Genomic DNA, 23,258 nt, shown 5'->3' with positions numbered 1-23,258 from the left:
GTGTTCTAGCGTTTTCGCTGGCATCCGCGTGTTGCCTTCGTGCTTCAAGCGTCGCCCCGCACAGGGGCGACGCTTGAAGCACGCTAACGAATCGCGGACGCCAGCGCAAGCGCAAAGCAAACCACATCGAAAGCCTGCGAACAGCAAAACCCAACGCCGCCGCAGGCAATAAACCGTTACTTGACCCGCTTGGCCAACTCAGCAGCCTTGCCAACATAAGACCCAGGCGTCATCGCAAGCAGACGCTCCTTTGCATCAGCAGGAATGGCAAGACCATTAATAAAAGTCTGCAACGCATCCCGCGTGATGCCCTTTCCACGCGTCAGTTCCTTCAGTTGCTCATAAGGATTCTCGATACCATACCGACGCATAACAGTCTGAACAGGCTCAGCCAGCACTTCCCAAGTCGCATCGAGGTCATCGTTCAGCCGCTGCGGATTCACCTCAAGCTTATCCAACCCACGATTAAGCGCGTCATACGCCAGCAACGAATACCCAAACGCAACACCAATATTCCGCAGCACCGTCGAATCGGTCAGATCCCGCTGCCAACGCGAAACCGGCAGCTTGTCTGCCAGATGCCGCAGCGTGGCATTCGCCAGCCCGAGGTTCCCTTCGGAGTTCTCAAAGTCGATCGGATTGACCTTGTGCGGCATCGTCGACGAGCCGATTTCGCCTGCCTTCGTCCTCTGCTTGAAATAGCCGATTGAGATATAACCCCACACATCGCGGTCGAGGTCGAGCAGGATCGTATTCGCGCGCGCCACGGCATCGAACAGTTCAGCCATGTAATCGTGCGGCTCGATCTGGATCGTGTACGGATTGAACGTCAGCTTCAGACGCTGCTCGACGACTTCCTTCGAAAACGCTTCCCAGTCGAACTCCGGATACGCAGACAGATGCGCATTGAAGTTGCCGACGGCGCCGTTCATCTTGCCCAGCAGTTCGACCTTCGCGATGCGGTCGATCGCACGCGACAAACGCGCAGCAACGTTCGCCATTTCCTTGCCGAGCGTGGTCGGGCTGGCGGGCTGGCCGTGCGTGCGCGAGAGCATCGGCTGATCGGCCTGCGCATGCGCGAGCGCGATGAGGCGTTGATGCACGGCGCGCAGCGCGGGCAGGATCACGTGTTCGCGCGCGCCGGCGAGCATCAGGCCGTGCGACGTGTTGTTGATGTCTTCCGACGTACACGCGAAGTGGATGAACTCGCTCGCGCGTTCCAGTTCCGGTTGGCCCTTTACCGATTCCTTCAGCCAGTACTCGACAGCCTTCACGTCGTGATTCGTCACGCGCTCGATGTCCTTGATGCGCGCGGCGTCATGCGCGGTGAAGCGCTCGACGAGTTGCAGCAGGAATTGCTCCGACGCTTCCGAGAAGCGCGGCACTTCCGCGAAACCGGCGTGCGACAACGCGATCAGCCAGTGAATTTCCACCTTCACGCGATGGCGCATGAACGCGGCTTCCGAAAGCCAGTCGCGCAGGGCTTCGGTTTTCGATGCGTAACGGCCGTCGAGCGGGGACAGGGCGGTCAGCGCGAAGAGAGTGTCGGGGCGGGTGTCGGACATGATGGGAGGGGCAGAAACCGTGAAGAGTCGGTGACAGATACAAGCGGGGAGAACCGCGAATTTTACCACTTTAGGACATCAGCCCCGGCGCACGGCCCGGCGCCGCTAGAATGCAGGCTTTCCGTTACTGGTGGAGCGCTGGTCCGTATGGAACTGAAATGGCTCGAAGACTTCGTGTCGCTGGCGGAAACGCGCAGTTTCAGCCGCTCGGCGGAATTGCGGCACGTCACGCAGCCCGCTTTTTCGCGGCGCATCCAGGCGCTCGAAGCGTGGCTCGGCACGGAATTGATCGACCGTTCGGTTTACCCGACGCGCCTCACGGCAGCGGGCCAGGTCTTCTACGAGCAGGCGCTCGCGATGCTGTCGCAGTTCCACGAGGCGCGCACGCTGTTGCGCGGCCATACGGCAACGCCCGCCGCGACGATCGAGTTCGCGGTGCCGCATACGCTGTCGCTCACGTACTTCCCGCGCTGGCTGCAGCGCATCGAGGCGCAGCTCGGCCCAATCCATACGCGGCTGCGCGCGCTGAACGTACACGACGCGGTGCTGTCGCTGGTCGAAGGCGGCTGCGATCTGGTGATGGGCTATCACCACCCGAGCCACCCGGTCGCGCTCGATCCTGCGCGCTACGACATGCTGACGCTCGGCATCGAAGCGATCAGCCCGTTCTCCGCGCCGGGCAAGGGCGGCCGCCCGCGCTACACGTTGCCCGGCACGTCGGACGCACCGACGCCGTATCTCTCGTACACGCCGAATGCCTATCTGGGGCGCATGACAGAAGTGATCTTCGCGACGGCGCCCGGGCGTCTCTACCTCGATCGCGTGTATGAAACGGACATGGCCGAAGGGCTGAAGGCGATGGCGCTCGCCGGACACGGCGTCGCATTCCTGCCGCACAGCGCCGTCGAAGATGCCGTCGCGGAAGGCCGTTTGATCCGGCTCGACCGCGCGTCGCGCGGCGTCGCGCAAGGTCAGCTCACGCTGACGATGGAGATCCGCCTCTACCGCGACAAGCTCGCCGCGCAGACCGACGACGCGCGCCAGCAACTCGTGCGCGCGTTGTGGGACGTCGTAAGCACGGAACTCACGCAAGCCTCGAAGTAACTAGCAAGGAAAGACAAGAGAGCATTGCGGGACGCGCAAATAACGGCTTTGCGACACGCATTTGCGCTTTCCCCAGCGTTATGCAAGAAAAACATAAGGGGATGACCAAACGGCATTGGACCCTTTCAGCGCTTTTTTTCGACAATGGCGTCACCCGATAAAAACGCTGGAGCGTTCATGTCTACCGCGGCAAATCTGCAGTCCATCCCGTCCTACCTTCATGCGGACGATCTCGGTCCCTGGGGCAACTATCTCCGTCAAGTCGATCGCGTTGCGCCGTATCTGGGCCCGTTGTCGCGCTGGCTCGAAACGCTCAAGCGCCCGAAGCGCATTCTCATCGTCGACGTGCCCATCGAACTCGATAACGGCACCGTTGCGCACTTCGAAGGCTATCGCGTGCAGCACAACGTGTCGCGCGGTCCGGGCAAGGGTGGCGTGCGTTATCACCAGGACGTGACGCTGTCGGAAGTGATGGCACTGTCCGCGTGGATGTCGGTGAAAAATGCAGCCGTGAACGTGCCGTACGGCGGTGCGAAGGGCGGTATCCGCGTCGATCCGCGCACGCTGTCGCGTGGTGAGCTGGAGCGCGTGACGCGCCGCTACACCAGCGAAATCGGCATCATCATCGGACCGAACACCGACATCCCCGCGCCGGACGTGAACACGAACGAGCAGATCATGGCGTGGATGATGGACACGTACTCGATGAACCAGGGCCAAACGGCCACGGGCGTCGTGACGGGCAAGCCGATCACGCTGGGCGGCTCGCTTGGCCGTCGTGAAGCAACGGGCCGCGGCGTGTTCGTCGTCGGCTGCGAAGCTGCTCGCCGTATCGGCATGGATATCGAAGGTGCGCGCATCGCCGTGCAGGGCTTCGGCAACGTCGGCGGCATCGCGGCGCGTCTGTATCAGGAAGCGGGTGCGAAGGTCGTCGCCGTGCAGGATCACACGGGCACGCTGTACAAGGCGTCGGGTATCGACGCCGTTGCGCTGCTCGAGCACGTCGCGAAGCATGGCGGCGTCGGCGGTTACGCCGAAGCCGACACGATCGCGAACGAAGACTTCTGGACGGTCGAATCGGACATCCTGATTCCGGCTGCGCTGGAAAACCAGATCACCGAGAAGAACGCGGGCAAAATTCGTACGAAGATCGTTGTGGAAGGCGCGAACGGCCCGACCACGACGGCCGCCGACGACATCCTGCACGACAAGGGCATCCTCGTGATCCCCGACGTCGTCGCGAATGCGGGCGGCGTGACGGTGTCGTACTTCGAATGGGTGCAGGATTTCTCGAGCTTCTTCTGGACGGAAGACGAGATCAACGAGCGTCTCGAACGCGTGATGCGCGAAGCGTTCGCGGCCGTGTGGCAGGTGGCGAGCGAGCAGAAGGTGTCGGTGCGTACGGCGGCGTTCATCGTTGCTTGCAAACGCATCCTTCAAGCGCGCGAAATGCGCGGCCTGTATCCCTGATACGGCGCGGCTATCTGGCAACAGATGGCCGTCACATGACGGACATGGTGCCCGGCCTGGAGGCGGGCGCCGCGCAACAACGCTTCACGAGCGCGAATCGACGGACTCGCGCAAAATAGCGGGCGGACGGCATCTTCGGGTGCCGTCCGCTTTTGTGCAGTTGAAGTTGCGCCCGAACCGGCAAAAACGACGCATCCGATGACGTTTGCATCGCTCTGGTGAAGGCGCTGTAAGCCAATACTGGCGCCGCCCCGCGCAAAGTGGTGGCTTTATGCAACACCACACGCGGAACATGGTTAACAACCATACTTTCAGAATAATTACTGAGATACACTGGCGCCGGTTCTTGCCAAGGAGATCACAAATGAAGGTTAAAAAAGCTGCGCTGCTTCTCGCGACTCTGGGATTGTTTGCGGTAGGCGCGCATGCGCAGGACGCCGGCACGCTGAAGAAGATCAAGGACACGGGCGTTATTTCGCTGGGCCACCGCGAATCGTCGATTCCGTTTTCGTACTACGACGACAAGCAGAACGTGGTCGGCTACTCGCAGGAATTCGCGCTGAAGGTCGTGGATGCCGTCAAGCAGAAGCTGAACATGCCTGACCTGAAGGTCAAGCTGACGCCGATCACGTCGCAAAACCGCATTCCGCTGGTGCAGAACGGCACCGTCGACCTCGAATGCGGCTCGACCACCAACAATGCTGAACGTCAGCAACAGGTCGCGTTCTCGAACACGATTTTCGTGATCGGCACGCGTCTGATGACGAAGAAAGACTCCGGTGTCAAAGATTGGGCGGACCTGAAGGGCAAGACCGTCGTGACGACGGCCGGCACCACGTCCGAGCGCCTGCTTCGCAAGATGAACCAGGACAAGAACATGGGCATGAACATCATCAGCGCGAAGGACCACGGCGAGTCGTTCCTGACGCTGTCGACGGGCCGCGCTGCCGCGTTCATGATGGACGACGCACTGCTCGCCGGCGAGCGCGCGAAGTCGAACACGCCGAACGATTTCATCATCGTTGGCGCGCCGCAATCGCATGAAGCGTACGGTTGCATGCTGCGCAAGAACGATCCGGAGTTCAAGAAGGTCGTCGACGACGCGATCGCGAAGGTCGAAACGTCGGGCGAAGCCGACAAGATCTACAAGAAGTGGTTCGAATCGCCGATTCCGCCGAAGGGCCTGAACCTGGCCTTCCCGGAAAGCGACGACATCAAGGCGCTGTACAAGGCGCCGAACGACAAGGCAATCGACTAACCCTCGAACAACCGTTAGCTGAACAGTCAACGTGTTGAACAGAACGGAAGGGGCAAGCGCTTCTTCCGTTTCTTTTTGTTGGAGTCTTCGTCATGTCATACCACTGGAACTGGGGCATTCTGCTGAGTCCGGTTTCCACCGGCGAGCCGACCACCTATCTCGGCTGGCTGCTGTCCGGTCTCTGGGTGACGGTCACCGTTTCGCTGTGCGCCTGGGTGATCGCGCTGATCGTCGGGTCGTTCTTCGGCGTGCTGCGCACGGTCCAGAACCCGCGCGTCGCGGCAATCGGCACTGTGTACGTCGCCATCTTCCGTAATATCCCGCTGATCGTTCAGTTCTTCGTCTGGTATCTGGTGATACCTGAACTGCTGCCTGTATCCATCGGCACATGGTTCAAGCAACTACCGCCCAGCGCGCAGTTCTTCTCGTCGTCGATCATCTGTCTCGGGCTGTTCACCGCCGCGCGCGTGTGCGAGCAGGTGCGCTCGGGCATCAACGCGCTGCCGCGCGGCCAGCGCTTCGCGGGTTTCGCGCTCGGCCTGACGCAATGGCAGACGTATCGTTACGTGCTCTTGCCTGTGGCGTATCGAATCATCGTGCCGCCGCTCACGTCCGAGTTCCTGAACATCTTCAAGAACTCCGCCGTCGCATCGACCATCGGTCTGCTCGATCTGTCCGCGCAGGCGCGCCAGCTCGTCGACTACACGGCGCAGACGTATGAGTCGTTCATTGCCGTCACGGTTGCGTATCTGCTCATCAACATGATCGTGATGACGCTGATGCGCATCGTCGAAGCCAAGAGCCGGCTGCCTGGCTATATCGGAGGCAAGTGATGCATCATTTCGACTGGAGCGGTATTCCGGGCGCACTGCCGACGCTATGGACGGGCGCCGTCGTCACGTTCAAGATCACGATTCTCGCGATCGTGATCGGCATCGTTTGGGGCACGGTGCTCGCGATCATGCGGCTGTCGTCGTTCAAGCCGTTCGAGTGGTTCGCGAAGATCTACGTGACGCTGTTCCGCTCGATCCCGCTCGTGATGGTTCTGCTGTGGTTCTTCCTGATCGTGCCGCAGCTGCTGCAAAACGTGCTGGGTCTTTCCGCCGACATCGACATCCGTCTCGCGTCGGCGATGGTCGCCTTCTCGCTGTTCGAAGCCGCGTACTACTCGGAAATCATCCGCGCGGGCATTCAGGCTGTGCCGCGCGGGCAGGTGAACGCGTCGTTCGCGCTCGGCATGAACTACGCGCAGGCAATGCGCCTCGTGGTGCTGCCGCAGGCGTTTCGCGCGATGGTGCCGCTGTTGCTCACGCAAGCCATCGTGCTGTTTCAGGATACGTCGCTCGTCTACGTGATCAGCCTCGCCGACTTCTTCCGCACGGCCACGAATATTGGCGACCGTGACGGCACGAACGTCGAAATGGTACTGTTCGCCGGTGCGTGTTACTTCGTGATCTGCGTGGTCGCGTCGAGCCTCGTCAAAAGTCTTCAGAAAAAGGTCGCAAGATGATCTCTATCAAGAATGTGTCGAAGTGGTACGGCCAGTTCCAGGTGCTGACCGACTGCACGACGGAAGTGAAAAAGGGCGAAGTGGTCGTCGTGTGCGGCCCGTCGGGTTCGGGTAAATCGACGCTGATCAAGACGGTCAACGGGCTCGAGCCGTTCCAGAAGGGCGAGATCGTGATCAACGGCCAGTCGCTCACCGACAAGAAGACCAATCTGTCGAAGCTGCGTTCGAAGGTCGGTATGGTGTTTCAGCATTTCGAGCTGTTCCCGCATCTGTCGATCACCGAGAACCTGACGCTCGCGCAGGTCAAGGTGCTCGGCCGCTCGAAGGACGAAGCGACCGCGAAGGGCCTGAAGCTGCTCGATCGCGTCGGCCTGCGCGCGCATGCGGACAAGTATCCGGGGCAGTTGTCGGGTGGTCAGCAGCAGCGTGTGGCGATCGCGCGGGCGCTGTCGATGGACCCGATTGCGATGCTGTTCGACGAACCCACTTCCGCGCTCGATCCTGAAATGATCAATGAAGTGCTCGACGTGATGGTCGAGCTGGCGCAGGAAGGCATGACCATGATGTGCGTGACGCACGAAATGGGTTTTGCGAAGAAGGTCGCGCATCGCGTGATCTTCATGGACAAGGGTCTTATCGTCGAAGACGACCGCAAGGAAGACTTTTTTGCGAATCCGAAATCGGATCGCGCGAAAGATTTTCTCGCAAAGATTCTGCATTGATATTAGCCTGCAGAGACGAAAAAGCCGCTCTTCTCAAGAGCGGCTTTTTTTATCTTTTAATCGGACATCGGGTGCGAGTTTCACAGATTTATAACCGACGCTTTATGTTAGGACTATTACTTATTACAAGATATCTGAATCAGAATCGTCTCATGTGACTTGTGCTGGCTTGAGCATAAGCTTCCCGGCGAAATGTAATGAAGGCGAGCGGGGTGCGTCGCTGTCATTCGTTTTCGATCGACAAGAGACAATCCATGAAAGTGTTTTTGATGAGCGACCTGGTCGTTCATGAGTTGGTGTCAATGCAGGTGGAAGGCAAATGGCTGACGGCTGCGCAGTTTGCAGAGTCGGCGCAGTTATGGATTGCTCGTCACGGGAAAAGAAATCAGTTATCCAAACAAATGCTCGAAGTCTTTCAGCGCGAGGCGGAACAAATCGCGGGGCGTCTGATGAAAGAGGCGAAGCCTGATGAAACAGATTCGCCTCTGAAACGCCTTCTGCTGGATATTTCCGCCGTCAACTATGCAGATCCGCTCAGCGCAAGCGCGCTTGCCGCGAGTCTCGAAGTGTGTCGCACTAAGCTGTGCGATGGTTGTTCCGCTCGCATTGGACCGAGCGACCCGAAGGAATTGCGCGAAACGGAGCAGTGGTGTTGTCATCCAGCGCTTCGACAGTTCCTGTGCGGAGGCATCCCGGTGCATGACGCCCGGGACGAAGACCGGCATTGCGAAGCCGGCCCTCCGGCGAATGCGCGCAAGCATTAGTACCGGCCCCGCGCGACAGGACCAGCGCAAAGGCAGCTATCGGGCGATCAGGATTCGTACGCGGCGGCGTCGTCGGATTCGAGATCGAGAACGGACGTGGCGGGCAGCATGCTCGCAGAAGCGCTCGGATCGCAGGCTGGATTGCGCGCCTTCTCCAGCACGGCCGGCGGCACGGGCACGTTGGCGCGCGCGATCACTTCGCCGTGCTGAAACATCAGCAGATCGCCCGGCTCGAATGCGGTCCAGACTTCGTTGTCGGTCAACGGCTGCGTGGCGATCACGGCGACGCGGTCTTCGGGGGTCGTGTACTTGGCGAAATCGATCGAAACGTCCGCGTCGACGAGATGCGCGGTCGAAAACGGCCAACTACGCACGAGATAATGCAGATGCGTCGAGCAGTGCGCGAACAGCGCCTGGCCGTTCGACATCAGAAAATTGAACACGCCGAACTGGGTGATTTCGCGCGTCAACGTTTCGAGCGCGCCGAACAGTTCGTCGAGCGGCGGCTGCGAACCAGGAAACGCCTTGCGCAACCCTTGCAGCAGCGCGCAGAACGCGAGCTCGCTATCCGTGCTGCCGACGGGCTGATACACGCCCGAGAGCACCGGGCTGTAATTCTGCAGATCGCCGTTGTGCGCGAAGATCCAATGACGTCCCCACAACTCCCGCATGAACGGGTGGCAGTTCTCGAGCACGATGTGCCCTTGCGTCGCCTTGCGGATATGCGCGATCGTGTTTTTCGACTTGATCGGGTAGCGCTTGACCATGTCGGCGATCGGCGAGGTGGCCGACGACTGGTGGTCGATGAACAGGCGACAGGCCTTGTCTTCGAAGAAGGCGATGCCCCAGCCGTCGGAGTGGTGGTCGGTGACGCCGCCGCGCGCCGCGAAGCCGGTGAACGAGAACGTGACGTCCGTGGGCGCGGCGCAATTCATTCCGAGTAGTTGGCACATGATGCGGAAGACAAGCCTTTCTAACGGGGTATGAGCCCACATGGGCCGACCCGTTACAATGATGATTTTCCAAGCATATCACCGAGCCAGAAGCGGCAAAAAGCAAAATTGACGGGTGTTTTGGCTGCATTTGTGGAAAGACCTCGTCAGTTATGCCGTCAGTTGCGCAATTTGCCGCGCCTGTGACGCTCGTGAATCCCCGCCATGACCGCATCTACTGCTTCCGTCGATACCCTCACGCTCGCCCGTCCCGATGACTGGCACCTGCACGTCCGCGACGGCGCGATGCTCGCCGCCGTCCTGCCGCACACCGCGCGCCAGTTTGGGCGCGCGATCATCATGCCGAACCTGAAGCCGCCCGTCACGACGACGGAGCTGGCGCGCGCCTATCGCGAGCGCATCATTGCGGCGATCCCGGCTGGCGTGAAGTTCGAGCCGCTGATGACGCTGTATCTGACCGACAACACCCCGCACGAAGAAATCCGCCGCGCCCGCGAAAGCGGTTTCGTGCATGGCGTGAAGCTGTATCCGGCGGGCGCGACGACGAATTCGGACGCGGGCGTCAGCGACATCCGCAAATGCGCGAAAACGCTCGAGATGATGCAGGAAACGGGCATGCCGCTGCTGATCCACGGCGAAGTGACAGATTCGTCGATCGATCTGTTCGACCGCGAGAAAGTGTTCATCGACCGCGTGATGACGCCGCTGCGCCGCGATTTCCCGGCGCTGAAGGTCGTGTTCGAGCACATCACCACCAAGGATGCCGCCGACTACGTCCGCGACGCGGGCGCGCCGCCCGAACTGCTGGGCGCAACGATCACGGCGCATCATCTGCTTTACAACCGCAACGCGATTTTCCAGGGCGGCATTCGTCCGCATTACTACTGCTTGCCCGTGCTGAAGCGCGAGACCCATCGTGTGGCGCTCGTCGAGGCGGCCACGTCGGGCAATCCGCGCTTTTTCCTCGGTACGGACAGCGCGCCGCATCCGAAGGGCCTGAAGGAGCACGCGTGCGGCTGCGCGGGCTGCTACACGGCGCTGCATGCCCTTGAGCTGTACGCGGAAGCGTTCGACAAGGCGGGCGCGCTCGACAAGCTCGAAGGCTTCGCGAGCTTCCACGGCGCGGACTTCTACCGCCTGCCGCGCAGCGAAGAGAAAGTGACGCTGCGCCGCGAAGAATGGACGCTGCCGGCGGAAGTCGCGGCAGGGGACATGCCCGTGGTGCCGTTGCGCGGCGGCGAGACGATCGGCTGGAAGCTCGTTTGAGCGCTTGCTGAGCGAATGTCGCGCGATGTCGACTCACCGGGCGGCGCACTGAAGCGCGCTGCGCCGGGCTTTGCGGATATCGACTGGTCGATGCCGTGGTTTGCGCAGGTCGCGACGCGCGGCGTGCGCTGGCAACAGGCCGCGCTGCGCAGCGCGGCGGATCAGCTGCACGAGATGAACGCAGATGCCGCGTCTGCTGCCGTCACGACGGGACGCGGAAAGCAGCTCAGCTTTATCCCACAGGACGAATTGCCGACCGGCACCGCGTACGAAGCGCATATCGCGGCATCGGGCTGTGTGCCCACGCGCCACAATCTGCATGATTTCTTCAACGCACTGATGTGGTTTCAGTTTCCGCGCGTCAAGGCGGCGCTGAGCGCGCGCGGGTCGGCGGCCGTCGATGTACTGGGCATCGGCCCGACGCGCGGCGGCACGCGCGATGCGTTGACTCTGTTCGACGAAAACGCCGTGCTGTTCGCGTGTGCGGACGAGTCGCTCGCTGCCGCATTGCACTCGTTCGACTGGAAAACGCTATTCGTGGACCAGCGAGCGGCGTGGGGCGAGCGCTGCGAGGTGCGCTGTTTCGGGCACGCGTTGCTGGAGAAGCTCGTTACGCCCTACAAGGCGTGTACGGCACACGCGTGGATCGTCGATGTGCCATCCGCGTACTTCTCCTGGCCCCGCGCTTCACGCGATGCGTTTCTGGACGAAACCGTCGCCCGCGCGCTGCTCGATACATCGGGTTTCAGCGCCCGGATGTTCGCGCCGCTGCCCGTGCTCGGCATTCCCGGCTGGTGGCGGGAGAACGAAGCGCCGTCTTTCTACGACGATGTTTCCGTGTTTCGCAATGGGCGGCGGTCTCGCGGAACGCCAGATGTTAAAATCCCCGCCAGCAAAGCAGGCCAGGCAGTCGCGGCCTCGGCGGTTTCGGCCGGCGAGGGCGAGGAAAGTCCGGACTCCACAGGGCAGGGTGATGGCTAACGGCCATCCGTGGCAACACGCGGAACAGGGCAACAGAAAGCAAACCGCCGATGGCCCGGCGCAAGTCGGGATCAGGTAAGGGTGAAACGGTGCGGTAAGAGCGCACCGCGGCTGCTGCGAGGCAGACCGGCACGGTAACCTCCACCCGGAGCAATTCCAAGTAGGCTGGCTAGCATCTTCGAGATGCAGGGCGGGGCCCCCGTCACGTCAGCGGGTAGGAAGCTTGAGCGCGTCAGCAATGGCGCGTCTAGAGGAATGGCTGCCACGCGTGGCGCGCTTTCGGGCGCGTTGCGCGCACAAAATCCGGCTTATCGGCCTGCTTTGCCGCTCAAATGACAAATGCCGGCGTCCGTTGGGACGCCGGCATTTTCTTTTTCAGCGCGCGAGCTGCTCCAGGCGGCTTTAGTCCGCGACGATGTCGAACGAATGCGTGAGCTCGGCCGTTTTCGCGATCATGATCGACGCCGAGCAATATTTGTCGTGCGACAGATTGATCGCGCGTTCCACCGTCGACGGATTGAGGTTCTTGCCCGTCACCGTGAAATGGAAGTGGACCTTCGTGAATACCTTCGGGTCCTCGCTTGCACGTTCGGCTTTCAGCGTCACCGAGCAGCCGCTGATTTCCTGACGGCTCTTCTTCAGGATCATCACGACGTCGTACGCCGTGCATCCGCCAGTGCCCAGCAGCACCATTTCCATCGGACGGGGCGCCAGATTGCGGCCGCCGCCTTCAGGCGCGCCGTCCATCGCGACGAGGTGGCCGCTGCCCGTTTCGGCGGCGAACGCCATGCCGTCCTGACCCATCCAGCTGACTTTGCATTCCATTCTTGTACTCCGCTCACAAGCTTGAATTCGAGATGCGCATTGTAGCCCGGAGGATGATGGCTTGCCCGGAGCGACATTGGCGGCGGGCTATGCGGATTGCACCTTGCCTGCTGCGCTGCGGCATGGTCGGCGCATAAGGGGTAGCACGGACGATTTTAGGTGTGTTGCTCTAGGACAACTGCAGCGGTCTTTCTGTCCGCGCAGGCTAAGTCATTGTTTTCAGGAAATTTATTTGAGATTGCGATTGTCGTGGCAAAATTCCACATAATGAAATTCAATTTCGCATTGCAAATGTTCTTGCGTCGCACAAGCACCAACCCTATAATCAGTTCATTGGTTGTCGCAGTTCGACAATCTCCGCATGTCTCCTCCACCCTCCTCCTAAGGTGGATTAAGCCCGAACCGCTAGTTCGGGCTTTTTTTCGTCCTCAGCTTTCCGTTGTCCGGGTGCTTTGACTCCTTGGCGCAAATTCCTTTATAATTCAGGGCTTTTCCGCAGTCGCGCCCGCGGATGAAGAACCAGGGAGAGCCTGCACGCGCCTCGAAGCGCACATACAAGCAGGAAAAAAACACAGGGCGCAGCACTATTTTTTGGATCGATCATGAAGACGTTTTCCGCAAAAGCCCATGAGGTTACGCGCGAATGGTACGTGATTGACGCGACGGATAAGGTTCTCGGGCGTGTCGCCAGCGAAGTGGCACACCGTCTTCGCGGCAAGCACAAGCCTGAATTCACTCCGCACGTCGACACCGGTGATTTCATCATCGTTATCAACGCCGGCAAGCTGAAGGTCACGGGTAACAAGACCACGGACAAGAAGTACTATCGCCACTCGGGCTACCCGGGCGGTATCTATGAGACGACGTTCGGCAAGATGCAAGAACGCTTCCCGGGCCGCGCGCTCGAGAAAGCGGTCAAGGGCATGCTGCCGAAGGGCCCGCTCGGCTACGCGATGATCAAGAAGCTGAAGGTCTACGCCGAAGCAACGCATCCGCATTCGGCGCAACAGCCGAAGGCGCTCGAGATCTAAGGGGAGCCCACATGATCGGTAACTGGAATTACGGTACGGGCCGCCGCAAGAGCGCTGTTGCTCGTGTCTTCATCAAGGCAGGCAAGGGCGAGATCGTCGTCAACGGCAAGCCTATCGCCGACTACTTCTCGCGCGAAACGTCGCTGATGATCGTGCGTCAGCCGCTGGAACTCACGAACCACGCTGCTACGTTCGACATCAAGGTCAACGTGACGGGCGGCGGTGAAACGGGTCAAGCTGGTGCAGTTCGCCACGGCATCACCCGCGCTCTGATGGACTACGACGCAACGCTGAAGCCGGCTCTGTCGAACGCAGGCTTCGTGACGCGTGACGCACGTGAAGTCGAGCGTAAGAAGGTCGGTTTCCACAAGGCGCGTCGCCGCAAGCAGTTCTCGAAGCGTTAATCGTTTCGAGCTGGCTCTGTTTCAGACAGGGCCTGCTGCAGAAAGCCGCCAACGCATCTGCGAAGGCGGCTTTTTTATTTGTCGTGCTGCACGTTCGGTCCGTATGCGGACATCGCTGACAGGTGTACGAGGACATGGTTGACACCTGTCGCCCGCATGAATCAGCCGGTCTGCATAAGAACCTATTGATTTCATGGGCTTCAGCACGATATTGGGAACAGCAATACAATAGCGTGTAGAAGCTATTTTGGAGAGTTCGCATGAACGCAGTGACCGACACCCCCGTGGCCGAGATGCCGGCACCGTTCGTCTTTACTGACGCGGCGGCTGACAAGGTTAAAGAACTGATCGAAGAAGAAGGCAACCCGGAGCTGAAACTGCGCGTTTTCGTGCAGGGTGGCGGCTGCTCGGGCTTCCAGTACGGCTTCACGTTTGACGAAGCCATCAACGAAGACGACACCGTGATGAACAAGAGCGGCGTCCAGTTGCTGATCGATTCGATGAGCTACCAGTATCTGGTTGGCGCAGAGATCGATTACAAGGACGACATCAACGGCGCGCAGTTCGTCATCAAGAACCCGAACGCCACGACCACCTGTGGTTGCGGCTCGTCGTTCTCGGTGTAATCGCTGCTTTTTCGCGTAAGTTGCAGCAAAAACGGGGCTTTGGCCCCGTTTTTTATTTCTACGCTAGTTTCGCATGCCGCGTCAGCGCGGATAAATCGCGCCAAGCACTCGCTCGTCCGCCGCGCCCGTCACGGACGGCAAATTCCCCGGTTCGCGTGCAACGCAACGCATGGCCAGCCACGCAAAGGCCAGCGGCTCCACCTGATGCGGCGGCACGCCGAGCGCCTCCGTCGTCATGACGGGGACGCCGCTGCAGCCGCTTTCGGCGAGCGCGCCCTGCAGTGCCTTCATGATTTCCGGATTGCGTGCGCCGCCGCCACACACATACACCGCCTTGCAATCGGGCGCGTGGCGCTCGACCTCGCGCGCGACCGTCACGGCCGTCAGCGCGACCAGCGTCGCCTGAACGTCGGCGGGGCTGACATTGGCGAATCCTTGCAACCGGGTGTCGAGCCATTCGGGGTTGAACAGGTCGCGGCCCGTGCTCTTCGGCGGCTGCGCCTCGAAAAATGGCTCGTCGAGAAAAGCGTTCAGCAACGGACGATGCACCTGACCCGACGCCGCGAACTGGCCGTTCTCGTCGAATGGCTTGTTCAGATGCCGGTGCGCCCATTCGTCGAGCAGCGCGTTAGCGGGGCCGCAATCGAAGCCGCGCACCGCGCCGTTTGCCGACAGGATCGTGATATTGCTGATTCCGCCCAGATTGCAGACCACGCGCGTCTCGTTCTTCGCGCCGAAAACCGTCGCGTGGAAGGCCGGCACGAGCGGCGCGCCCTGACCGCCCGCCGCGACGTCGCGACTGCGGAAATCGGCGATCACGTCGATATGCATCATTTCGGCCAGCAGCGCCGGATTGTTGATCTGCTTCGTGTAGCCCTTTTCCGGCCGATGTCGCACCGTCTGCCCATGCACGCCGATCGCGCGGACGTCCGCAGCCGACAGGTTGCCCGAGCGCAGCAACTCATGGCAGCACACCGTGTAGCGCGCGGCTAGCGCGTTGGCGGCGAGCGCCTCGCGCTCGATCTCGTTGTCTCCTGGTTGCTGGAGGGCGAACAGCGCGTCGCGCAAACCTTCGGAGAAGCCCACGAACGCCTGCGACCGCACGACGGGCGCCTTGCCCTTCGCGAATTCGACCGCGATGCCGTCCACGCCGTCCATGCTCGTGCCTGACATCAACCCGAAATACACGCCATCTGCCGTGTCTTTGGCCACGCTTTGCTCCTCTGATCGTCGTTCGTCGCGCCTCGTGAATGCTTCCGGCGCCTCGTTGACGACGATTGTCGCTCATCGGTGCGCCGCGAAACAATCGATGAAACGAGCGGCGCGAGCGCGCACGACGGTCCACATTCGCCGCCCGCGCCATATCCTGTCGCGAGTTGGACCGCGTTTCGCGTGAGATCAGGGCGCAATGCGCCGCAACTATGGGACAATCTCTCTTTTTGCGATCTCCCGTTCCAGCATGAGCACCGAGTCCACCGCCAAGCCCAATTCCGCGTTCCCGATCACCGACGAAGTCCGTCACGCGCTCGAAGTCACGAAGCGCGGCGTCGACGAACTGCTGATCGAAGAGGAGTTCGCGCAAAAGCTCGCGAAAAGCGCGGCCACGGGTACGCCGCTGCGCATCAAGCTCGGTCTCGATCCGACGGCGCCCGACATCCACATCGGCCACACCGTTGTGCTGAACAAGATGCGCCAGTTGCAGGATCTCGGCCACACGGTGATCTTCCTGATCGGCGATTTCACCTCGCTGATCGGCGATCCGTCCGGCCGCAACGCAACGCGCCCGCCGCTCACGCGCGAGCAGATCGAATCGAACGCGAAGACGTACTTCGAGCAGGCCGCGCTGGTGCTCGACCGCGAGAAGACGGAAATCCGCTACAACAGCGAATGGTCGATGCCGCTCGGCGCCGACGGCATGATCAAGCTCGCGTCGCGCTACACAGTCGCGCGTATTCTGGAGCGAGAAGACTTCACGAAGCGTTTCCAGGGCGGCGTACCCATCTCGATCCACGAATTCCTGTATCCGCTGATGCAGGGCTACGACTCGGTCGCGCTGAACGCCGACCTCGAACTCGGCGGCACGGATCAGAAGTTCAATCTGCTGGTCGGCCGCGAACTGCAGAAGCAGTACGGCCAGGAACAGCAGTGCATTCTGACGATGCCGCTGCTCGAAGGACTGGATGGCGTCGAGAAGATGTCGAAGTCGAAGGGCAACTACGTCGGTATCGGCGAAAAGCCAAACGACATGTTCGGCAAGCTGATGAGCATCTCCGACGTGCTGATGTGGCGCTACTTCGAACTGCTGTCGTTCCGTCCGATGGCCGAGATCGAAGGGTTCAAGCGTGAAATCGAAGGCGGTCGCAATCCGCGCGACTTCAAGGTGTTGCTCGCGCAGGAAATCGTCGCGCGGTTCCACTCGCAAGGCGACGCCGAGCGCGCGCTGGAAGACTTCAACCACCGCGCGAAGGGCGGCGTGCCGGACGATATCCCGTCGGTGACACTCGCGGGCGCGCCGATCGCGATCGGGCAACTGCTGAAGCAGGCAGGTCTCGTGCCGTCGACGAGCGAAGCGCTGCGTAACATCGAGCAGGGCGGCGTGAAGATCGACGGCGCGACTGTGTCGGACAAGGGCCTGAAGATCGAAGCCGGCGAGTTCGTCGTGCAGGTCGGCAAGCGCCGTTTTGCACGTGTCACGCTGACGGCATGATGTTCTGCGAGCCTCTGCAAGCGACGCAACGGCAGCGCGCCGCATGATCGCGCTGATTCAACGCGTGCGGCGCGCCGAGGTGCGCGTGGCTGACCGCGTGACGGGCGCAATCGACGCGGGCCTGCTCGCGCTGGTCTGCGCCGAGCGCGGCGATACCGATACCGCCGCCGACAAACTGCTCGCCAAAATGCTCGGCTACCGCGTGTTCAGCGACGCCGCGGGCAAGATGAACCTGCCCGTGCAGAATATCGACGGCGCGGGGCGCGCGGGCGGCCTGCTGCTCGTGTCGCAGTTCACGTTGGCCGCCGATACCAACAGCGGCCTGCGCCCGAGCTTCACGCCCGCCGCACCGCCCGACGAAGGCAAGCGCCTGTTCGACTACTTCGTGGCCGCGGCGCGCGCGAAGCATCCCATCGTCGAGACGGGCGAATTCGGCGCGGACATGCAGGTGTCGCTCGTCAACGACGGCCCGGTGACGTTCTGGTTGCAGACGCGCGCATAACCTTTGTTTTCCGGCTCCGATTCCATGGCAACACAAGTCCTCTTCATCCGACACGGCGAGACCGACTGGAACCGCATCAAGCGGATTCAAGGGCACATCGATATTCCGCTCGCGACGAGCGGCGTCGACCAGGCGCAACGTCTCGCCGAACGTTTCGCGCGCGAGGCGCGGGAAGGCGCGCGGCTCGACGCGATCTATTCGAGCGATCTCATGCGCGCGCAACAAACGGCGCAGCCATTTGCAGACGTGCTAGGGCTGCCGCTGAACCTCAGCAAGGGCTTGCGCGAGCGCAATTACGGCGCGTTTCAGGGACACGACAGCGACGAGATCGCGCTGCGCTTCCCCGACGAATACTCGCAGTGGCAGACGCGCGATCCGGGCTTTTCGCCGCCCGAGGGTGAATCGCAGCGCGTGTTTTATCATCGCGTTCTGCATGCGCTTGAGCCGGTCGTCGCCGCGCATCCGAACGGACGGATTTCGGTCGTCGCGCATGGCGGTGTGCTGGACTGCGTGTATCGCTTCGCGAATGGTTTGCCGCTGGATGCGCCGCGCAACTACGCGTTGCTGAACACGAGCGTGAATGTGGTCGAATTCGAAGACGGCCGCGCGAAGGTTGTGTCATGGGCCGATGTCGCGCATCTCGACGGCCACGCCGAAGACGACAGCTTCAAGAAAAAAACGCCCGAAGCCGGGCGTTGAGTCTGATGACGCGGCAGCGCCGCGTTTCCCATCCAGGAGCCGCTTAGGTCGGCTCCGAATCCCACAGATTGCGTACCGGGCTTGCCGTATCAGGTGCGGCAAGGCCGAAGTGCCGATACGTCAACAGCGTGGCGACGCGTCCGCGCGGCGTGCGCTGCAAGAAGCCTTGCTGGATCAGATACGGTTCGAGCACGTCTTCGATCGTGTCGCGCTCTTCGCCGATCGCGGCCGCCAGATTATCCACGCCGACTGGCCCGCCATCGAACTTGTGCAGGATCGCTTCGAGCAGCTTGCGGTCCATCAGATCGAAGCCAACGGGATCGACGTCGAGCATTTTCAGCGCGGCATCCGCGACCTTCGCGGTGATATTGCCGTCCGCCTTCACCTCGGCGAAGTCGCGCACGCGGCGCAGGAGCCGGTTCGCGATACGCGGCGTGCCGCGCGAGCGCTTGGCGATTTCCAGCGCGCCATCGGGATGAATCTGCGCGCCCAGCAGCGAGGCCGAGCGGCTCACGATGCGCGCCAGTTCCTCGGCGTTATAAAACTCCAGCCGCGCGACGATACCGAAGCGGTCGCGCAACGGATTGGTCAGCATGCCCGCGCGCGTGGTCGCGCCGACCAGCGTGAACGGCTGCAGATCGAGCTTCACGCTGCGCGCAGCGGGCCCTTCGCCGATCATGATGTCGATCTGGTAATCCTCGAGCGCCGGGTACAGGATTTCCTCGACGACGGGCGACAGCCGGTGAATCTCGTCGATGAAGAGCACGTCGTTGGCTTCGAGATTGGTCAGCAGCGCGGCGAGGTCGCCCGCGCGTTCCAGCACGGGGCCCGACGTCTGCCGCATATTGACGCCCATCTCGCGCGCGATGATATGCGCGAGCGTGGTTTTGCCGAGGCCCGGCGGCCCGAACAGCAGCACGTGATCCAGCGATTCCTTGCGGCGCTTGGCGGCTTCGATGAAGATTTCCAGCTGGCCGCGCACCTTTTCCTGGCCGACATATTCATCGAGTTGGCGCGGGCGCAACGCGCGCTCGAACGCTTCCTCGTTCGACGACACGGGCGTGGCGGCGATGATGCGTTCGGCGGCGAGTTTGTCGTGTTCGATCATGCAGGCATTGTACCGCGCACCGCTCGCTCGAATACCTGGCCGAATGGCCAGGGTGCGCGTGCTTTGGCGGCGTGCGAAGCTTCATACACGCCGCTCGTTGAAAGCACGATCAGGCCTTCGACAGCGCCTTCAACGCGAGCTTGATGCCTTCGGAAACGCCCGTACCCGCAGGCACGTTCTTGATGGCAGCCAAGGCTTCTTTTTCGGAGTAACCCAATGCCAGCAACGCATTCAGGATGTCGGACGCGTGATCGGATTGCGACGCGGCGCCCGCCATCGCACCAAGGTCGGCGCCGAGTTTGCCCTTCAGTTCGAGCAGGAGTCGCTCCGCCGTCTTCTTGCCGATGCCCGGCACGCGCGTGAGGCGCGCGGCGTCCTGCATCGTCACCGTCTGCGACAGTTCCTGCACGCTCATGCCGGACAGCACGGCGAGCGCCATGCGCGCACCGATGCCCGTGATCTTTAACAACTCGCGAAACGTCGAACGTTCTTGCGGCGTGAGAAAGCCGTACAGCAGATGCGCGTCTTCGCGCACGATCATCTGCGTGAGGAGCACGACTTTTTCACCTGTGCCGGGCAGGTTGTAGAACGTGCTCATCGGCACATCGACTTCGTAGCCGACGCCGTTGCAGTCGATCAGAAGATGAGGCGGATTCTTTTCCAGCAGGACGCCGGCGATGCGACCGATCATGGCGAGTTCTATCGAGAGAGAAAGCGCGAGTGTAGCGCAGGGTAGAGGGCTTTCGTACGCCGCTTCTTACGAAGTGGAAGGGCGGCCGATTGACCAGGCCGCAGCGGCTCAATACACTGAGATCCCTTTTGGACGTTCCGTAGTTAACCAAAAGGGGTCTTCGATGCTGAGTCTCACCACGCTCGCGCTGTTCTCAGGCGCGTGTCTCGCGCTTACCGCCACGCCCGGTCCCGATATGTTGCTGATTGCTTCCCGCAGCGTGAGCCAGGGAAGGGCAGCGGGTTTTGCGTCGCTCGCCGGGATTCTGATGGGCACGTATTGCCATGCGCTTGCCGCCGCGTTCGGCCTGTCACAGCTCTTTCTTGCCGCGCCGATGGCCTACGACATCGTGCGCTTCGCGGGCGCGGCTTATCTGCTTTATCTTGCATGGAAGACGTTCCGCTCGGACGGCACGATGCTCGCGCCGGACGCATCGATGCGGCGCTATCCCGTTGGCAGAATTTTCAGGCAAGGGTTGTTCACGAATCTGCTCAATCCGAAGGTTGCGCTGTTCGTGCTCGCATTGTTCCCGCAGTTCGTGAAGCCTGAGGCGGGATCGGTTGCGTTGCAGATCATGTTGCTTGCGACCGTGCTCAATGTGATCGGCTTCTTTGTGAATGGCAGCGTGATTCTGCTTGCTAGCAGACTGAGCCGGAAACTGACTAGCGGCAAGCGCCCGTCGCGCTGGCCGCAGTATTTGCTCGGCTCGGTGTTTGCCGGTCTGGCATGTCGGCTGGCATTGGCGGGGCAACGCTGACAGTAAAGTTAAAGGCGTCTAGCCGATCAGCCGCCCACGCCGTACCCGCAAGCCTTTCTTCGCAAGCGCGGGCGCAATACCGCCCAGCGTGCTCAACGTGCCGCCGCCATGCGCGTGGCAGATTGCCATGCCGAGCGCATCAGCGGCGTCAGTGGAAGGAATGCCCGACAGGCACAACAGCCGTACGACCATCTGCTGCATCTGCTCTTTGGTCGCGCGTCCGTAGCCGACCACGGCTTGCTTCAACTGCAACGCCGTGTACTCGGCAACGGGCACGCCACCCGCCACCAGCCCGCAGATCGCGGCGCCGCGCGCCTGGCCGAGCAGCAGTGTCGATTGCGGATTGACGTTGACGAACACCTTTTCGATCGCCGACTGGTCCGGCGCATGTTGGCGGATCAGCGTGGAAATACCCTCGAATATGGTGCCCAGGCGTGACGGCAGATCGGCATCGGCGGTCTTGATGACGCCGCTCGTCACGTAAGTGAGCTGATGGCCGGACTGATCAATCACGCCGAAACCGGTGACGCGCAAGCCTGGGTCGATGCCGAGAATTCTCATAGGTGCCGTGCTTATTCAGTGCCTGCGATACTACAACGGCACAACGTCAAACGCGAAATGCAAAACGGCCCGGCAGTTGCAACTGCCGGGCCGTTTCAGAAGAAGCAGGTCAGTCGATCAGTGGCGGAAGTGGCGGATGCCCGTCACGACCATCGCGATGTTGTGCTCGTCGGCGGCGGCGATCACTTCGTCGTCGCGCATCGAGCCGCCCGGCTGGATCACGCAGGTTGCGCCCGCGTTCACGACCACGTCGAGACCGTCGCGGAACGGGAAGAACGCATCCGATGCCACCGCCGTGCCCGACAGCGTCAGGCCCGCGTTCTGCGCCTTGATGCTCGCGATGCGCGCCGAATCCACGCGGCTCATCTGGCCCGCGCCGACGCCCATCGTCATGCCGTTCGCGCAGAACACGATCGCGTTCGACTTGACGAACTTCGCGACGCGCCATGCAAACAGCAGATCGTCCATTTCCTTCGGCGTCGGGTGACGCTTCGTGACGACGCGCAGTTCGTGCGGCTGCACGTTCTTCGCATCGAGCGATTGCACGAGCAGACCGCCGCCCACGCGCTTCAGATCAAATGTGTTATGCCCTTCGCCCAACGCGATTTCGAGCAGACGCACGTTCTGCTTGGCCGCGAACACTTGCTTGGCGGCGTCGCTGAACGACGGCGCGATCAGCACTTCGACGAATTGCTTCGCGACAGCCTGCGCCGCCGTTTCGTCGACTTCGCGGTTGAACGCGATGATGCCGCCGAACGCCGAGGTCGGGTCCGTCTGGAACGCCTTCGAATACGCTTCGTGCGGGTTCGCGCCGACAGCCACGCCACACGGGTTCGCGTGCTTGATGATCACGCAGGCGGGCGCGTCGAACGTCTTCACGCATTCCCACGCGGCGTCCGAGTCGGCGATGTTGTTGTACGACAGTTCCTTGCCCTGCAACTGGCGATAGTTCGCGAGCGCGCCGGCCGGCACCGCGATGTCGCGGTAGAACGCTGCGCTCTGGTGCGGGTTCTCGCCGTAGCGCAGGTCCTGCACCTTGTCGAACGCGAGGTTGAACGTGGCCGGATACGTGTTGCGCTCGCGGTGCTGCAGTTCTTCCGTGAGGCTCGTCAGGTAGTTCGTGATCGCGCCGTCGTACTGCGCGGTGTGCGCGAACACCTTGGTCGCGAGGCGGAAGTTGGTCTTGTAGCCGACCGAGTTGCCGTTCGCGCGCATTTCTTCGAGCACGGTCGCGTAGTCAGCGGGATCGACCACGACGGTCACGTCGCGATGATTCTTCGCTGCCGAACGCAGCATGGTCGGGCCGCCGATATCGATATTCTCGATCGCGTCTTCGAGCGAGCACTCTTCCTTCGAGATCGTCTGCACGAACGGATACAGGTTCACGACGAGCAGATCGATTGTGGGGATGTCGTGCTTTTCGAGCGCGGCCATGTGCTCGGGCAGATCGCGGCGGGCGAGGATGCCGCCATGCACCTTCGGGTGCAACGTCTTCACGCGCCCATCCAGCATTTCCGGAAAGCCCGTGTAGTCGGCCACTTCGGTGACGGGAAGGCCGGCGTCCGCGAGCAGTTTCGCGGTGCCGCCCGTCGACAGGATCTTAACGCCGAGGTCCGACAACGATTTCGCGAAATCGACGATGCCGGACTTGTCGGAAACGGAGATGAGCGCTTGCTTGATCATGATGAGAACAAAAGCCGATGAAAGGCGTGGCA

At 61.6% G+C, this 23,258-nt stretch carries 23 protein-coding genes, 1 other RNA gene and 1 pseudogene; 17 read left to right on the top strand and 8 right to left on the bottom strand.

Annotation, left to right across the window (positions count from 1 at the left end; genetic code table 11):
• Window positions 1-176: 176 nt before the first annotated feature.
• The gene (purB, locus tag BLT65_RS19645) at window positions 177-1,565 is read right to left on the bottom strand and encodes an adenylosuccinate lyase (RefSeq protein ID WP_042308015.1); all 1,389 of its coding nucleotides are present in this window, start codon (window positions 1,563-1,565) and stop codon (window positions 177-179) included.
• A gap of 147 nt (window positions 1,566-1,712) precedes the next feature.
• On the opposite strand from purB, the gene BLT65_RS19640 reads away from it, so the two are divergent.
• The 7 genes from BLT65_RS19640 to BLT65_RS19610 all read left to right on the top strand — a co-directional run bounded on the left by BLT65_RS19640 (window position 1,713) and on the right by BLT65_RS19610 (window position 8,393).
• Complete coding sequence (locus tag BLT65_RS19640) at window positions 1,713-2,669, top strand: LysR family transcriptional regulator (protein WP_091780083.1); 957 nt, start codon at window positions 1,713-1,715, stop codon at window positions 2,667-2,669.
• Between the two features lie 177 nt (window positions 2,670-2,846).
• Window positions 2,847-4,139, top strand: a complete 1,293-nt coding sequence (locus BLT65_RS19635) for a Glu/Leu/Phe/Val family dehydrogenase (RefSeq protein WP_042308046.1) — start codon at window positions 2,847-2,849, stop codon at window positions 4,137-4,139.
• Between the two features lie 364 nt (window positions 4,140-4,503).
• Window positions 4,504-5,397: a glutamate/aspartate ABC transporter substrate-binding protein gene (locus BLT65_RS19630; RefSeq protein WP_042308017.1), complete on the top strand. Its 894-nt coding sequence runs from the start codon at window positions 4,504-4,506 to the stop codon at window positions 5,395-5,397.
• 92 nt (window positions 5,398-5,489) lie between these two features.
• Window positions 5,490-6,230: an amino acid ABC transporter permease gene (locus BLT65_RS19625; RefSeq protein ID WP_042308018.1), complete on the top strand. Its 741-nt coding sequence runs from the start codon at window positions 5,490-5,492 to the stop codon at window positions 6,228-6,230.
• Window positions 6,230-6,907, top strand: coding sequence for a glutamate/aspartate ABC transporter permease GltK (gene gltK / locus BLT65_RS19620; protein ID WP_042308019.1), 678 nt, complete (start codon window positions 6,230-6,232; stop codon window positions 6,905-6,907). The genes BLT65_RS19625 and gltK overlap by 1 nt, the downstream gene beginning before the upstream one ends.
• Window positions 6,904-7,629 (top strand): amino acid ABC transporter ATP-binding protein, encoded by a 726-nt coding sequence (locus tag BLT65_RS19615; RefSeq protein WP_042308020.1) that lies wholly within the window; start codon window positions 6,904-6,906, stop codon window positions 7,627-7,629. The genes gltK and BLT65_RS19615 overlap by 4 nt, the downstream gene beginning before the upstream one ends.
• A gap of 254 nt (window positions 7,630-7,883) precedes the next feature.
• Window positions 7,884-8,393: a hypothetical protein gene (locus BLT65_RS19610; protein WP_143036529.1), complete on the top strand. Its 510-nt coding sequence runs from the start codon at window positions 7,884-7,886 to the stop codon at window positions 8,391-8,393.
• Window positions 8,394-8,440: 47 nt separating this feature from the next.
• Here BLT65_RS19610 and BLT65_RS19605 read toward each other — a convergent pair whose 3' ends face one another.
• On the bottom strand, window positions 8,441-9,346 hold the full coding sequence (locus BLT65_RS19605) for a class II glutamine amidotransferase (RefSeq protein WP_081920935.1): 906 nt from the start codon (window positions 9,344-9,346) through the stop codon (window positions 8,441-8,443).
• 204 nt (window positions 9,347-9,550) lie between these two features.
• Between BLT65_RS19605 and pyrC the strand changes: the two genes are divergently transcribed.
• The 3 genes and pseudogenes from pyrC to rnpB all read left to right on the top strand — a co-directional run bounded on the left by pyrC (window position 9,551) and on the right by rnpB (window position 11,920).
• On the top strand, window positions 9,551-10,612 hold the full coding sequence (gene pyrC / locus BLT65_RS19600) for a dihydroorotase (protein WP_091780077.1): 1,062 nt from the start codon (window positions 9,551-9,553) through the stop codon (window positions 10,610-10,612).
• A gap of 15 nt (window positions 10,613-10,627) precedes the next feature.
• Window positions 10,628-11,407: pseudogene (locus BLT65_RS19595) on the top strand (DUF3025 domain-containing protein); the annotation flags it as partial.
• Between the two features lie 99 nt (window positions 11,408-11,506).
• Window positions 11,507-11,920, top strand: an RNA gene (gene rnpB / locus BLT65_RS19590) — RNase P RNA component class A.
• 75 nt (window positions 11,921-11,995) lie between these two features.
• Here the strand turns inward: rnpB and BLT65_RS19585 are convergent.
• Window positions 11,996-12,418 (bottom strand): OsmC family protein, encoded by a 423-nt coding sequence (locus BLT65_RS19585; RefSeq protein ID WP_007587439.1) that lies wholly within the window; start codon window positions 12,416-12,418, stop codon window positions 11,996-11,998.
• Window positions 12,419-13,020: 602 nt separating this feature from the next.
• On the opposite strand from BLT65_RS19585, the gene rplM reads away from it, so the two are divergent.
• The 3 genes from rplM (at window position 13,021) to erpA (ending at window position 14,479) form a co-directional block, all read left to right on the top strand.
• Window positions 13,021-13,449 (top strand): 50S ribosomal protein L13, encoded by a 429-nt coding sequence (gene rplM, locus BLT65_RS19580; RefSeq protein ID WP_007587440.1) that lies wholly within the window; start codon window positions 13,021-13,023, stop codon window positions 13,447-13,449.
• 11 nt (window positions 13,450-13,460) lie between these two features.
• Complete coding sequence (gene rpsI / locus BLT65_RS19575; RefSeq protein ID WP_042308025.1) at window positions 13,461-13,853, top strand: 30S ribosomal protein S9; 393 nt, start codon at window positions 13,461-13,463, stop codon at window positions 13,851-13,853.
• A gap of 260 nt (window positions 13,854-14,113) precedes the next feature.
• A complete protein-coding gene (gene erpA / locus BLT65_RS19570; RefSeq protein WP_042308026.1) occupies window positions 14,114-14,479 on the top strand; it encodes an iron-sulfur cluster insertion protein ErpA in 366 nt (121 codons plus the stop codon).
• Window positions 14,480-14,560: 81 nt separating this feature from the next.
• On the opposite strand, the gene BLT65_RS19565 is transcribed toward erpA, so the two are convergent.
• A complete protein-coding gene (locus BLT65_RS19565; protein WP_091780074.1) occupies window positions 14,561-15,691 on the bottom strand; it encodes an anhydro-N-acetylmuramic acid kinase in 1,131 nt (376 codons plus the stop codon).
• 247 nt (window positions 15,692-15,938) lie between these two features.
• On the opposite strand from BLT65_RS19565, the gene tyrS reads away from it, so the two are divergent.
• From tyrS to BLT65_RS19550, 3 genes are read left to right on the top strand one after another with little or no spacing between them, the layout of a single operon-like run.
• Window positions 15,939-17,186 (top strand): tyrosine--tRNA ligase, encoded by a 1,248-nt coding sequence (gene tyrS / locus BLT65_RS19560; protein WP_042308028.1) that lies wholly within the window; start codon window positions 15,939-15,941, stop codon window positions 17,184-17,186.
• A 43-nt stretch (window positions 17,187-17,229) separates the two neighbouring features.
• Entirely contained in the window at window positions 17,230-17,688 is a 459-nt protein-coding gene (gene dtd, locus BLT65_RS19555; protein ID WP_042308029.1) for a D-aminoacyl-tRNA deacylase, read from the top strand.
• Window positions 17,689-17,712: 24 nt separating this feature from the next.
• Complete coding sequence (locus tag BLT65_RS19550; RefSeq protein ID WP_042308030.1) at window positions 17,713-18,387, top strand: histidine phosphatase family protein; 675 nt, start codon at window positions 17,713-17,715, stop codon at window positions 18,385-18,387.
• 43 nt (window positions 18,388-18,430) lie between these two features.
• Here BLT65_RS19550 and ruvB read toward each other — a convergent pair whose 3' ends face one another.
• Complete coding sequence (gene ruvB / locus BLT65_RS19545) at window positions 18,431-19,495, bottom strand: Holliday junction branch migration DNA helicase RuvB (RefSeq protein WP_042308031.1); 1,065 nt, start codon at window positions 19,493-19,495, stop codon at window positions 18,431-18,433.
• A gap of 109 nt (window positions 19,496-19,604) precedes the next feature.
• The gene (ruvA, locus tag BLT65_RS19540; protein ID WP_028371854.1) at window positions 19,605-20,186 is read right to left on the bottom strand and encodes a Holliday junction branch migration protein RuvA; all 582 of its coding nucleotides are present in this window, start codon (window positions 20,184-20,186) and stop codon (window positions 19,605-19,607) included.
• Between the two features lie 163 nt (window positions 20,187-20,349).
• Here ruvA and BLT65_RS19535 point away from each other — a divergent pair, with 163 nt between their 5' ends.
• The gene (locus BLT65_RS19535; protein WP_042308032.1) at window positions 20,350-20,982 is read left to right on the top strand and encodes a LysE family translocator; all 633 of its coding nucleotides are present in this window, start codon (window positions 20,350-20,352) and stop codon (window positions 20,980-20,982) included.
• Between the two features lie 18 nt (window positions 20,983-21,000).
• Here BLT65_RS19535 and ruvC read toward each other — a convergent pair whose 3' ends face one another.
• Window positions 21,001-21,543 carry a crossover junction endodeoxyribonuclease RuvC gene (gene ruvC, locus BLT65_RS19530; RefSeq protein ID WP_007587471.1) on the bottom strand — a complete coding sequence of 181 codons (543 nt, stop codon included), beginning with the start codon at window positions 21,541-21,543 and terminating at the stop codon, window positions 21,001-21,003.
• A gap of 117 nt (window positions 21,544-21,660) precedes the next feature.
• Window positions 21,661-23,226, bottom strand: coding sequence for a bifunctional phosphoribosylaminoimidazolecarboxamide formyltransferase/IMP cyclohydrolase (purH, locus tag BLT65_RS19525; protein ID WP_042308033.1), 1,566 nt, complete (start codon window positions 23,224-23,226; stop codon window positions 21,661-21,663).
• Window positions 23,227-23,258 lie beyond the last annotated feature (32 nt).

Source organism: Paraburkholderia steynii, from assembly GCF_900100565.1.
In the GTDB taxonomy this organism is placed as follows: Bacteria; Pseudomonadota; Gammaproteobacteria; order Burkholderiales; family Burkholderiaceae; genus Paraburkholderia; species Paraburkholderia terrae.
Note: the sequence above shows the minus strand (reverse complement) of the source record. Positions and strands in the feature narration are given on the sequence as shown.